At 44.5% G+C, this 12,727-nt stretch carries 15 protein-coding genes; 3 read left to right on the top strand and 12 right to left on the bottom strand.

What is annotated here, in order from left to right:
• Positions 1–31: 31 nt before the first annotated feature.
• From AB1K89_RS02915 to AB1K89_RS02950, 8 genes are all read right to left on the bottom strand, one after another.
• Positions 32–424, bottom strand: coding sequence for a DUF3397 domain-containing protein (locus AB1K89_RS02915; RefSeq protein ID WP_413053277.1), 393 nt, complete (start codon positions 422–424; stop codon positions 32–34).
• Positions 421–1,320 (bottom strand): 2-dehydropantoate 2-reductase, encoded by a 900-nt coding sequence (locus tag AB1K89_RS02920; RefSeq protein ID WP_413053278.1) that lies wholly within the window; start codon positions 1,318–1,320, stop codon positions 421–423. The genes AB1K89_RS02915 and AB1K89_RS02920 overlap by 4 nt, the downstream gene beginning before the upstream one ends.
• 65 nt (positions 1,321–1,385) lie before the next feature.
• A complete protein-coding gene (locus AB1K89_RS02925; RefSeq protein WP_413053447.1) occupies positions 1,386–2,927 on the bottom strand; it encodes an acyl-CoA carboxylase subunit beta in 1,542 nt (513 codons plus the stop codon).
• A 69-nt stretch (positions 2,928–2,996) separates the two neighbouring features.
• Positions 2,997–3,212, bottom strand: a complete 216-nt coding sequence (locus tag AB1K89_RS02930; RefSeq protein ID WP_413053279.1) for a biotin/lipoyl-binding carrier protein — start codon at positions 3,210–3,212, stop codon at positions 2,997–2,999.
• A complete protein-coding gene (locus AB1K89_RS02935) occupies positions 3,209–4,570 on the bottom strand; it encodes an acetyl-CoA carboxylase biotin carboxylase subunit (RefSeq protein ID WP_413053280.1) in 1,362 nt (453 codons plus the stop codon). The genes AB1K89_RS02930 and AB1K89_RS02935 overlap by 4 nt, the downstream gene beginning before the upstream one ends.
• A 111-nt stretch (positions 4,571–4,681) precedes the next feature.
• Entirely contained in the window at positions 4,682–5,440 is a 759-nt protein-coding gene (locus tag AB1K89_RS02940) for an enoyl-CoA hydratase/isomerase family protein (RefSeq protein ID WP_413053281.1), read from the bottom strand.
• A gap of 73 nt (positions 5,441–5,513) precedes the next feature.
• Positions 5,514–5,687, bottom strand: a complete 174-nt coding sequence (gene rpmF, locus AB1K89_RS02945; protein WP_252503694.1) for a 50S ribosomal protein L32 — start codon at positions 5,685–5,687, stop codon at positions 5,514–5,516.
• Positions 5,688–5,711: 24 nt separating this feature from the next.
• On the bottom strand, positions 5,712–6,245 hold the full coding sequence (locus AB1K89_RS02950; protein WP_413053282.1) for a YceD family protein: 534 nt from the start codon (positions 6,243–6,245) through the stop codon (positions 5,712–5,714).
• Positions 6,246–6,373: 128 nt separating this feature from the next.
• Between AB1K89_RS02950 and AB1K89_RS02955 the strand changes: the two genes are divergently transcribed.
• Positions 6,374–7,615 (top strand): nucleotidyltransferase, encoded by a 1,242-nt coding sequence (locus AB1K89_RS02955; protein WP_413053283.1) that lies wholly within the window; start codon positions 6,374–6,376, stop codon positions 7,613–7,615.
• Here the strand turns inward: AB1K89_RS02955 and AB1K89_RS02960 are convergent.
• Positions 7,588–8,634: a SepM family pheromone-processing serine protease gene (locus AB1K89_RS02960; protein ID WP_413053284.1), complete on the bottom strand. Its 1,047-nt coding sequence runs from the start codon at positions 8,632–8,634 to the stop codon at positions 7,588–7,590. The two genes, AB1K89_RS02955 and AB1K89_RS02960, sit on opposite strands and share 28 nt — an antisense overlap.
• Before the next feature lie 164 nt (positions 8,635–8,798).
• Between AB1K89_RS02960 and AB1K89_RS02965 the strand changes: the two genes are divergently transcribed.
• A complete protein-coding gene (locus AB1K89_RS02965) occupies positions 8,799–9,731 on the top strand; it encodes a hypothetical protein (RefSeq protein WP_413053285.1) in 933 nt (310 codons plus the stop codon).
• 50 nt (positions 9,732–9,781) lie between these two features.
• Here the strand turns inward: AB1K89_RS02965 and coaD are convergent, their stop codons facing one another.
• Genes coaD through AB1K89_RS02980 form a run of 3 tightly spaced genes read right to left on the bottom strand, consistent with a single transcriptional unit; the run spans position 9,782 to position 12,232 of the window.
• The gene (gene coaD, locus AB1K89_RS02970; RefSeq protein ID WP_413053286.1) at positions 9,782–10,261 is read right to left on the bottom strand and encodes a pantetheine-phosphate adenylyltransferase; all 480 of its coding nucleotides are present in this window, start codon (positions 10,259–10,261) and stop codon (positions 9,782–9,784) included.
• Positions 10,262–10,271: 10 nt separating this feature from the next.
• Positions 10,272–10,817: a 16S rRNA (guanine(966)-N(2))-methyltransferase RsmD gene (gene rsmD, locus AB1K89_RS02975; RefSeq protein ID WP_413053287.1), complete on the bottom strand. Its 546-nt coding sequence runs from the start codon at positions 10,815–10,817 to the stop codon at positions 10,272–10,274.
• A complete protein-coding gene (locus AB1K89_RS02980) occupies positions 10,814–12,232 on the bottom strand; it encodes a hypothetical protein (protein ID WP_413053288.1) in 1,419 nt (472 codons plus the stop codon). The genes rsmD and AB1K89_RS02980 overlap by 4 nt, the downstream gene beginning before the upstream one ends.
• 92 nt (positions 12,233–12,324) lie before the next feature.
• Here AB1K89_RS02980 and AB1K89_RS02985 point away from each other — a divergent pair, with 92 nt between their 5' ends.
• On the top strand, positions 12,325–12,717 hold the full coding sequence (locus AB1K89_RS02985) for a DUF7147 family protein (RefSeq protein ID WP_413053289.1): 393 nt from the start codon (positions 12,325–12,327) through the stop codon (positions 12,715–12,717).
• Positions 12,718–12,727: the final 10 nt, after the last annotated feature.

Below are 12,727 nucleotides of genomic sequence, written 5' to 3' on the forward strand. Positions count from 1 at the left end.
TATACGCTTGTGGACTGGATTGATTTTCCCGTCATTTCACATATTCAGATATTTTGAAGCTGACACCTATGACTAGAAGAATAACGTAGGCAAAGGACAGCAGTAAAAAATAAAGTCTCCATGTTTTATGCAATACACGGCTAATTTGAAATTCCTTCTCTTTCACCCTCTCAATGACTGCAAAGAGGATTGCAAACAATATGGCGATTGAAGTTATATAAAAACCGGTCCCTTTGCCAAAAATGGTCAACGATGTAATATAAACCGACAAAAATAAAAAAGGGGTCGTGAAGTCTGCCGCCTTCCTGATGACTGCTGCTGGTGCCTTTCCCATTCTTCTCATCCCAATGAGGAATACAATCGTTATGATAAAAGGAAATAATACTATGATTCCTGTAAGAATCGACAGGAGGCCATTTATCATCGCAAGCAGCTCCTATCTAACGCAAGCAGCATTTTTTCGAGTGTTTGCAATAAGGTCAAGCTCGCACCACGCATTTCACCCATTTGAACGACAGACGATACTACCGTTTCAATCTCCATCGGATTCCCGTTCATCCGATCTGTCAACATGGATGATTTGTTTTTTGCTGTTCTCACGCAAATCTCTTCAACAGCGGCTTTGGATAAATCATTTTGCATTTCGGGAAAAGCAGCGATGATTTCTTTGAATAGTTGGTCAAAAAGTATGTTAGCGTATGGATTCGCCACCAATTCTCCATTTTCTACTTGCAAAATTGCTGTTAAAGGATTGATCATGCAATTGATTAACACTTTGCGTAAGACGATTGTGTGCGCATCGCCTACAAATTCAACTGGAAAGGCGGCTGAATCGACAGATCCCATGAAATTGAAACTCGTTTCGTCCCCTCGGTAAGGGGCAATCTTTATAGTTCCGACCCCGTTATGGGAGACCGTACGATCATCTAGCCGTCCAGCTCCGTGTTCGACAGTTGCAAAAAACACGTTCTGCAATGAGGTACCGCTTACGAAATTGAAATGCCCATACCCATTTTGGACGAACATGACAGCATTCCCCAATTTCCTTTCGAGTATGTCTTCAACTATAGGCGCGACTCCTCCATACTTTGTTGCCACTATCCAAGGAGCCTTCTTCGGCAGCTTCCCTGCATCTGTTTGTGCATCCGCTTCCAACACGGTTTCTGAGCCATCACCATTAATTCGCCTGATTCCTTGCTCTCGGATAATAGTCGCCTGCTCGTCCCGTCTTACTAAAAACGCGACTCGCATGCCCGCTTCCGCCAAATAGGAGCCTATGAGCAATCCGATAGAACCCGCCCCAGCGACAACAACTTCCATGCAAATCCTCCTTTTTAAAAAGGGCGACCTCCGGAAAGGCGCCCTTAATTCTTCTCTATATTTAATTATACAGGATAGACAGGATGTTTTTTAGGTGGTAATGGAAGTTCTTTTGTCGAATAAAAACGAAAACGTTCCGCAAGCACATTCCGCAAGTCTGAAGGTGCGATAATTTCATCGATGATCAACTCGGAAGCCATCTTGTAAACATCGATTTCCTCTTTATATTCTTTATGTTTCGCCTGGACGAAAGCAATTTTCTCTTTCGGATCTTCGATCGCTTCGATTTTATTCGAATAAACAGCATTGACCGCAGCTTCCGGACCCATCACTGCAATTTGCGCAGTCGGCAATGCGATGCATACATCGGGCTCGAATGCCGGGCCGGCCATCGCATAGAGTCCAGCACCATATGCCTTCCGGACAACGACAGAAATTTTAGGGACCGTTGCCGAACTCATCGCCATGATCAATTTAGCACCGTGACGAATAATGCCATCGCGTTCGACTTTCGTTCCGATCATAAAGCCTGGGACGTCCGCCAAAAATAGCAACGGAATTGAAAATGCATCGCATAAGTTAATGAATTTGGCCGCCTTATCTGCCGAGTCGACGAAAAGGACGCCACCTTTCACTTTCGGCTGGTTGGCAATGATTCCAACAGGTTGCCCTTCGATCCGCGCAAGTCCGGTAATAAGTTCCGGAGCAAATAATTTCTTAATATCAAAGAAACTGCCTTCATCGATCAACGCATCTATCGCTTCATACATATCGAACGGCGCATTTTGATTCTCCGGGATGATTTCCTCGAGGGACCTTCCCACCTTAGCTGCAACTGCATCTTTTAAGGATGGTTTCTCGGTGTAGTTAGCCGGAAAATATTCGAGATAGCGACGTGCTTCACTGATCGCTTTCTCTTCGCTCTCAACGAGTACATCGCCGCAACCACTGACAGAGCAATGCATTCTCGCGCCGCCCATCTCTTCCAATGTCACTTTCTCGCCAATAACCTTTTCCGCCATCCTCGGGGATCCCAAATACATGGAAGCATTCCCTTCCACCATGATGACGATATCGCAAAATGCAGGGATGTAAGCTCCTCCCGCTGCTGATGGTCCGAACAATAGGCAGATTTGCGGGATGAAGCCCGATAGTCTTACCTGGTTATGAAATATCCTTCCGGCACCCCTACGGTTCGGAAACATTTCTAGCTGATCTGTAATCCGCGCACCTGCAGAATCGACAAGGTAGAGCATAGGCACTCTGTTCTTTTCAGCAATCTCTTGGATGCGAATGATCTTCTCAACCGTCCTTGACCCCCAAGAACCAGCTTTCACTGTCGAATCATTTGCCATGACACAAACGGTTTGCCCATTTACTTTCCCCATGGCAGTGACAACACCGTCTGCAGGCAGATCATCGGCTTCGCAATTTGCGAACCTGCCATCCTCCATATATTTCCCATCATCAAATAGGAGTCTGAGACGATCACGTACGAACAGCTTATTCTGTTCCTTCAATTTTTCGTGATATTTCGGATGCCCTCCAGATAATACCTTGCCGATTTTTGTTTTCAGTTTTTCGTTATAACTAGTTTGTTCTGTCATGTTTGTCATCGTTTTACCCCTTCCGATCACATTCTCCCATCAGTAGCCCGCTACTTGTAAGCAGCTTTCTTATCCTTCTACTACCGCCAATACATCCTCTTCATTTACGAAATCTCCAACTTGGACATTGATCGATGTCACTTTTCCTGAAACTTCTGTTTCTACAGGAATTTCCATTTTCATCGACTCGAGGACAATGATTACTTGACCCGCCTGCACTTCATCCCCTTCGGCAACATTCACTGTAAATACTGTACCTGCCATCGCAGCTTTTAATTGTGTCATTTCTTCACTTCCTCCTTTTTAGTTTTCAGCCAATCCGCCAATACATTCGTATTATAGTTTCCACTCTTGAATTCTTCCGACCTTATGAACTTTTGAAAGAGTGGAATATTTGATTTAACCCCTTCAATCATAAACGATTTGAAGAATTCTTCAGCTTTGTTTATCGCTTCTTGGCGCCCATCCGCATGGACAATCACTTTTGCAATCATTGGGTCATAGAACGGTGTGACACTTCCGCCTTCTTCATAGCCCGAGTCAATGCGCATATGAGTAAAATCATTCCATTGCATTTTCAGGATTGTTCCCGGAGAGGGCATGAAAGTCGTCGGATCCTCCGCATAAATGCGGAATTCGATTGCATGACCACGACTCTTAATCTGATTCTGATCCTTGACAGGCAATTCATTGCCACGCGCCACTTCAATCTGCCATTCCACTAGATCATAGCCGGTCACTTCTTCAGTGACTGGATGCTCCACTTGAAGACGGGTATTCATTTCTAGGAAATAAAAATCATCGTTTTCCGATAAGATGAATTCCACAGTTCCTGCATTACGATATTGAACAGCTTTTCCAGCAGCAACCGCCGCCTCATAAAGCCGTTCTCCCAGCTCTTCATTCAATGAAGGGGATGGAGATTCTTCAATCACTTTTTGGTTCCGCCTTTGAACGGAACAATTACGCTCGAATAGATGGACGATATTCCCTTTGTCATCCCCGAAAATCTGCACTTCGATATGCCGTGCATTTTCGACGAACTTCTCTAGAAATACGACATCATCTCCAAAATAGGCTTTCGCTCTGCTTTTGACGGATTGAAAATGCTGACTGAGCGCTTGCTCACTTTCGCATCGCACCATTCCGATGCCCCCACCGCCGGCACTCGCTTTCAGCATGATTGGATACCCAATCAATTCTGCAGCCTGTTTCGCTTCTTCCAAAGAGCCGACCCCTTGATCCGTTCCTGGAACAACCGGTACACCGGCATCTTTCATCTTCAATCTTGAAGCAATTTTATCGCCCATCAATTCGATCGTTTCCGCATCGGGACCGATAAACATCAAACCTGCGTCCCTCACCTTTCGTGCGAAAGCGGCATTTTCGGACAAAAGTCCATAGCCAGGATGAATTGCGTCCGCTCCAACTTTCGAGGCGATGCCAATAATTTCATCCGCTTTCAAATAGGACTGCACTACAGGACCCGGTCCGATACTATACGCTTCATCCGCATATTTCACGAACGGCATATGCTCATCGGCCTCCGAATGGACGGCAACCGTCTTTATGCCAAGCCGCTTGCATGTTTTCATGATTCTCAATGCAATTTCCCCACGATTCGCAATAAGTATCTTGTTCATATTCGTATCCCCCTTAGCTGTCTTGTTTGAACTTCTCCCCAATACTAGTTTATACGATGAATGAAACCGTTTTCAACTATTTGTCTGAATTTCTATGAAAATCAAACCTTCTTACTTTTTCCGCAGGAACTTATCCACAGCTTCGTGGTGGGCGTCGCTTTCCCATAGTTTTGCGCATTGGGCGGCTTCTTCCAGCATGTGGATCCCTAGCCCGCTTTGCTCCCATTTTAAGATTGCCAGCCTCTTATAAGCCCGGTGTACGGACGGGTGTATTTTCTTCATGTCTGAAATGAATTGCTCCAAGCCGGCTTGTGGATCCCCTACGTAAATATCCGTCGCCCACCCGATTGCTTGCAACTGTTCCGCAGTATGTACTTTCGCTTCTGATAATAATTTCATCATTGCATCATGATTGTGCATCTTGACAAGCAACTGCGATGCGCCACCCCATCCACTTGTTATGGCGAGCGTTCCTTGGATGAATCCCGCCTTCGCCTTTGATGATACAAGTCGGTAATCACATGCAGTGGCGATCTCACATCCCCCACCAACTGCTGCTCCATTGACGAGTCCGATGACTGGCACGGGCAAGACCGACAATCTATATAACAAGCCAGCCATCTTGCTCAGCATTGGGTATGCTTCATCCGCTGTGCGGAATCCATGGAATTCCGACAGGTCGCCTCCTGAACAAAATGCACGGTCCCCAGCACCTGTAATGACTGCAAACGCTAAGCTTTCATCTGATTCGACTAGTGACAAGAACTCTTCAAGACCTTCCATAACTGCATAGTTGACCGCATTTCTCATTTCGGGTCGATTGATTGTGAATGTAGCTATTCCATCATTGATTTCTATTTTATACGACAAGAAAACCCCTCCTTTTTAGATAAAAAAAGACCACCGGAGCCATGGCCTCACGGTGGTCTTTAAGCAGGGGAACTTATTCTCCTACTACGTCTTTTCCTTTGTAATGACCGCAAGATTTGCAAACGCGGTGCGCAAGTTTCATTTCGCCGCAATTTTCACAAGTTGTCATGCCTGGAACTTGTAGTTTGAAATGCGTACGACGAAGTCTTTTAGCTGTTTTTGAAGTTCTTCTTTTTGGTACTGCCATTTGTGGGCACCTCCTTATAATCGCCTATTCCTTGTCCGAGTTGAAAAAATCAGCTAATCCAGCTAAGCGCGGATCAACTTTCTTATCCTTATCTTCACGGAGCCGTTCCTCGTATTCTTCGTTGGAAGCAAAAGACCAGCCTTTCCCCTCTGCACTTTTCAGCTTTTCAGCTTTATCGCTAAAAACCTGTAAAGGCACTTCAAGAAGAACCAACTCTTCAAAAATCGGGGTCGGATCGATGATTTCGCCGATTACCGGGTGGATCATGTCATCCGTAGCAAGTGTCGCTTCATCCCAACTGAACTGCTCGTCCGTTTCCACTGAAAATGGAAATTCGACATCATCCCATGTTCGAGAACAAGGCAATGTCATCATACCTTCAAGGTGGAAATGGCATGTCAGTTTTTTCGAACCGATTATACAGCTTCCCGTTACATGGACAGGCTTAATATCCCGGATTTCCGGATTCCGTTTTTTAACGGAGTCAAGGTTGACCGCCTCGTCAAGCGGCAATGCTCCTTGCCTGTATTTCTGTAATTGATGAATGGACCATTTCACGTCTATATCACCTCAAGACAACACTGTTGATTATATAATGGATAAAAAGGGATGTCAAGATATTTTCTTGTCACCTAAATCGCAGCATCGTATAATGTCAATTAGATTATATCGAAAGGGTGGGCATATTGAAAGCTACAGGTATCGTCGTTGAATATAATCCATTACATAATGGACATGTCTACCATGCACAGCAGGCAAGAAAGGCCACTGATGCGGATGTTATTATCGCAGTCATGAGCGGCAATTTCTTGCAAAGAGGCGAACCCGCTTTTGTCGATAAATGGACGCGCACGAAGATGGCGCTAGCATCCGGCGTGGACATCGTCTTTGAGTTGCCATACCGCTTCGCGACAGCAAATGCCCCCTTATTTGCGCAAGGGGCAATCGAGCTGCTTGATGCAGCTGGATGCAGCGCATTCTGTTTCGGAAGCGAAGACGGCAATATAGAGCCTTTCCAAAACAGTATACGGCTCATCACAAGTCGTACCGATGAATACGAAGCGGCAGTGAAAAATGCGGTCTCAGAAGGCATGAGCTACCCGATGGCGTTGAATAGTGCATACAAAACAATCCAAGCGGGACAGCCTGCGCTTCCTCTTGCTGACTTGTCCAAGCCGAATAACATCTTGGGATTCCATTATATGCAGGCTTCGCATTCAATCGGTTCAACGATGGAAGCCGTGACGATCAAACGGATGGGGGCCGGCTACCACGATGAAACGTTGGATAATGAAAAAATCGCAAGCGCTACAGGCATCCGAAAATCCTTCTTCAGATCGGAAACACTCGATGATGTTTCAGATTTCATTCCTGCTGCTACTAGAAATTTACTTATTGAATGGCAATCGGATAGAAAGGGATTCGGCAGTTGGGAGAGCTTTTACCCATTTCTTCGATTCGTCATTTTACGTGATGGACCTTCCCAGCTACGAGACATTGCCGATGTTTCGGAAGGAATCGAGAACCTCATTTTCCGTGCTGCACAATCACATGATTCATTCCAAACATTCATGGATGCAGTGAAATCCAAACGCTATACATGGACACGGATACAAAGGATGCTTACACATATACTGACAGGTTTCACGGGAGAAACCAGAGCTGAAATGGAGAAACCCGCTTATTTGCGTTTACTCGGGATGACAAACGATGGACGCTCGTTTTTGAGCGGAAGGAAAAAGAGCCTCAACTTGCCGCTCATAAGCAAAGTCGCTTCTTTTTCCGACCCTTCACTGAAGATGGACATTGTCGCATCTGATATTTATGCACTAGCGCTCGGGAATGGTACGAGTGATTCCAAAATCGGCTTGGATTATCAAATAGCGCCGATCTTGGAAAATCACTTTTCATCCAAATCATTCAAATAATCCAGAGCATCATCTATGTTGGCAACGGGTACGATTTTCATTTTCGTACCTATTTTTTCTGCCGTTTTTACAGCTTCCTCATAGTTCGTCATAATTCCTGGATTCTTCATTCGAACTTCATCCGGCAAATAATCGTTTGGAGCGAAAAAGATTTCAACACCTTCACGATCAGCCGCCATAACTTTGAAATCTGCGCCGCCAATCCGACCGACAGTTCCATCGGACAGCATTTCCCCGGTCCCCGCAATGTTATATCCTTTCGTCAAGTCCTCGTCCATCAGCTGATTCATTATTTCCAATGTGAACATAAGCCCAGCGGAAGGACCGCCGATATCGGCAGTATGGATATCCACTTTGGGATCGGTTGCAAGTTCGCGATCCTCTTGGAATTGTACACCTAAACCGATTCGACCTTCAGATTTTGGTATTTCACTTAAAATGATTTCAACATCGTGCATCTTCCCATCCCGTTCGACGGAGACTGTAACTTTATCGCCTTCGCCTTTCCCGGAAATCGACGATGCAAATTGCCCAACTTTCTTAAGTTGCACTCCATCAACGGATCGGATTTTATCACCTGTCTCAAGCTTTCCATCCGAAGCTCCGCCTTTTAAGACAGATACGACGAAGACACCGTCATACGTCACGTTGACTGGAATTCCAGCTTTGCTGAATGCCACAGTGATCGCGTTGAACTGGGAATCAGACATGAGTTTCTTTTGACGGATATTATATTCCTTGTCATTCTCCCCTTCCCTTCTGACCTTGTTGATTGGAAGCCATTTCATACGATCGGAAAACTTTGAAACGATGTAAGAAAAAGGAGTCGCCTTTCCAATGGAAATGGTCATGAGATTGAAGGTCCCAACATCATCCTGATCCCCTCCCTCGACTTCTACAATCGGCGCCAAGTCATACGCCCCACCTGGTTTCGATATGTATGCATCGAGAGGATAAATGAATAAAAACAATAAAAAAAGCACAGCGACCGCATACAATCCAATCTTTTTCACCCTCATACCCACACACCTCCATTAATAGCCTGTACAGATGGGACATATATTACTCAGTAATTAGTAATTCGAAATTTCTAAGGCCAGCTGGTAACTAGTGTACCATCGAAAATATCCATAATAAAGCAATAACAACAGCGTTCTACACTTCACTTCTCGGAAGGAGGCATATGATTGAACACCGTCTCAGATACTATGCAACGAAACAATCTATGATCAGCATTGGAATTATATGGGCACTGATCATCCTCTTCATCTTACAGCCCGGTATTGCCCATGACGGAGCCGAAGCCGGTGCACAATTATTTGTACACGCCTTACTTCCTTATTTGCTTCCGTATATCATCTTGACGCAATGGCTATTAAAGGTTCCGGTGGAGAATCCTTCAAAAAAGAATTGGAAACGTTATATGAAGGCGTACGTTCTCGGGTCATTTGGAGGTTTTCCAGTCGGTGCGGTCACCGTAACGGAAATGGTCAAGAACGGGGAGTTGTCCCGGAGGGAAAGCGGCTATCTGCTTGCCGCCTGCCATGCGCCCGGTCCTATGTTCATATTAGGGTTCGTAGGCACTGAATTATTCGGCGATACTACATCTGGTTGGAAGCTTTTAGCCGCAATCCATATTGCCAATATCCTCTTTTTATTATTTACGCTGATAGCTATAAAGGGGAATCAGCAAGAACTGGATACATCTCAACCGCTAGTGCAAAAAAATCGTTCCAGCTCCCCTTTATTGGAGTCGCTTAGGGACAGCTCTACGGTCATCATTCTTGTCGCAACTACGGTAATCTTTTTTTCTTCCCTTGGAAATGTATTGACAACTGCTATATCCAAGGCATTCACCGTTGATTTAGGAATTACTAAAACAGTATTGCTAGCGCTATTTGAAATGACGTCCGGCGTCCAATCCGCTACAGATCATTTTTTCACTCACCCAGTATTCCCTTTTTTAGTTGCTGCAATCATTTCACTGAACGGCCTAAGCATCCACATGCAAGTATTCGTCATTGCGAAAACAACCGATACTCCCCTTTCCCCATATTTGCTCAGTAGAGTATGGAGTGTCATCACCGTACCGATCTTTTTGTATTTCCTATTATGAAAAATGGTTATGACAAACATCTTGTCATAACCATTTCATATTTATATTTATCATCTAAACTTTTCTTGCAATGCTTTCTCGACTACGGAAGGAACAAGAGCGGATATATCTCCTCCGTAACGCGCAACCTCTTTGACGATGCTAGAACTTAGAAATGAATATTGATTTTTCGTCATTACGAAGAACGTTTCTATGCTTTCATCCAACATCCGGTTCATGGATGTAATTTGCATTTCATATTCAAAGTCGGAAATAGCACGCAACCCCCGAACAATGACCGAAGCCCTAGCACTACGGGCATAATCGATTAGTAGACCTGATGAAGAGTCTATGATGACATTCGGAAATTTCGATGTGACAGCTCGTATCAATTCAATCCGTTCTTCCACTGTGAACAAAGGATTTTTGGAAGAATTGTTCATGACAGCCACTCTCACTTCGGGAAAGACTTTAGCCGCCCGCTCGATAATGTCGAGATGTCCGTTTGTAATAGGATCGAAGCTTCCCGGCACAACTGCTATTTTTGTCATAGATGCTACCTCATTTCATATAGATGGATATCGCGCTGTTTCCATAAATCGGGGTCTTGGTCTTTACATAATCACCATAAGCATCAGGAAGCGTCAATTGCTTTTCGTGCTCACAAACGATGATCGCCTCGTCGGACAACATGCCCGCTTTCACTATAGCGTCAGCCAAGTCGTAAAATTTCGTTTCGGCATAAGGCGGGTCGATGAAAAGCAAATCTATCGTTATATCGGACGGCAATGCCCGAACAGCGTTCCTTGCATCGTTTCTAATAATATGTACTTGATCGGCGAAGCGGCATTTTTCAACATTTGCACGAATGACTGAGCAGGCTTTTGGGTTTTTCTCAAAAATGTATGCTTCATCCGCTCCCCTGGACAATGATTCGATGGAAAGGGAACCACTGCCGCCAAACAGCTCTACAGCGATTCCTCCGTCAAAATATGGGCCAATCATGTTGAAGATGGATTCTTTCACCTTGTCAGAAGTCGGCCTCGTCAACTTGCCAGGTATTGATTTTAATGGTGTTCCTTTTCTTGATCCGGATACGACCCTCATTTCAGTTCCTCTCCTATCAACGACTTCACGGTTATCGTATCTTCATTTTTTTGTATAGATAGATGGAAAAGACGCCTCAGTGCATCTTCTTCAAAATAGTACTCATTATTAATGAGTACGTAAGGCTTCTCCCGTAATTCATATCTTTTTTCATTTAATACATAGAATGAGTCCCGCAACGAAAATCTGAAGTTCTCCGTTGCACTCTCAATATAAATTGAACTCTCATTCACGGAAACCGAATAGCCGTTCCTCGTCAACACCTTATTTGCGGGATATAACGTCTGCTTATCCATGATGACTACTTGAATATCTTCTTGGATTTCACCGTTCATCGTAATCGTACGTGTATCCTCCAACACGAAAGGATAGTCCCCCTCTTCGTTCTTTTCTACGAAGGAGGTTTTCCATCCACAAACTTCACCGATCAATTTATCCAGCTCTGCTGCATCGATGCGCTCACCTTGCTTCTCAGCTAAGCGGGATTTCAGCATTTCATATTGTTTCGCGGTCAATGAACTTTGAAGCGATTCATATACAGCTTTGGCTTTGTTCGTCCCGGACGGCGTATCGGTTGAGATCGAAGCGATGAGGCCGGAAACCAGCTTATCCTTTTCCGAAATGGAATACAATGAGCGGACCCCTCTATCTAACACTTCGTCAAGCAGCTCCGCGGTCTCCTTTTGTGTAATTAACATACGGGATGCTTGGAGCGGTTTCCCCTTTGGATCCGTCATAACGGAAATATGTTGAGAGTTCAATTTCAGTAAAGCGCTATTCAATTGCTCTGCAAGTTCAGCATCGACCGACTCCCCGTATATCGATATCCGATCTCCCCGAAATGCTTGCGGCAATTTCTTTCGTTGCCAATAAAGATCCGACACTTTGCCATTACCTTTGAACATCGAATAATTTATCATGTCCATTTCTTTAGCTCCGACTAACGCTAATCCACTGACCCACATTCCGCCGACTCCGCTCTCATCTGTTACATGTAAAATAGTAGAATCGGGTTTCGCATTTCTCAATGCAGCAAACGGTTCCTTAAAAAGCTTTCTACTTTCAAGCTTTTCGGATTTTGGAATTTCATAGGAGATAGATTGTCTGCTCTGCTCCCCTTCCAAAATCGCTGTAATATTTTCATTAATTCTCGTACAGGAAGATTCCGTTGCCAGAAAACAAGCACGATTCCGACTCTCAGCCGGCAATATAATTTCGTGCCGCTCCCCATCCAAGTTGTGAAAATGATGCCTGACAAAAAGAGTATCTGCCCTATTGATCACTTCAATCTCCTGGATATACCGGGATTCCTTACCCAGCGTCCCGCTTGCATCCGCCATTTGACTATAGTGTATATAGAGTAAAGCGGAATTCATGATGACTAAAAGGCCGACAATGCGGAGTATGATCTTCAATAGCTGCACCTCATTGCAAGGGATGTTATGTGTGCTTTAAAATATTCAATGATATAGTTAAGTATATTTATTGGAGAAAGGTAGTGTCATGAATGTTACAGCAGTATTTTATTGAATTAGGTGAAGGATATGGCGACATCTACGAGCTCATGGAACTGATGGAAACGAATCAACACCGTATCCATAGGACCTTCATCTTTTCTTCAAACATCAAAGGCGGACAAGCGATCTCCCTTGCAGTTGCATTCCAACCAGCCCGAAACAGCAATTTCATGCCGATATACATATGCAGGGAAGGCATAACCCAAACCGGTGAATCCAAGCCAAAGAGAAGGCTTCTCTTTGAAGAAGCTTCGATTGCATGTGGTCAGGAACCGATTTACATCGGATTGAAGCATTCAACTGAATTTGCCGATACGAAATTGTTCTATCAGTATATAACAGGAATCCTCCGTCTTAATCATCTTGTCCCGCCATTGCAATAAACGTGACGTT

The organism is Sporosarcina pasadenensis (genome assembly GCF_047228845.1).
GTDB lineage: Bacteria > Bacillota > Bacilli > Bacillales_A > Planococcaceae > Sporosarcina.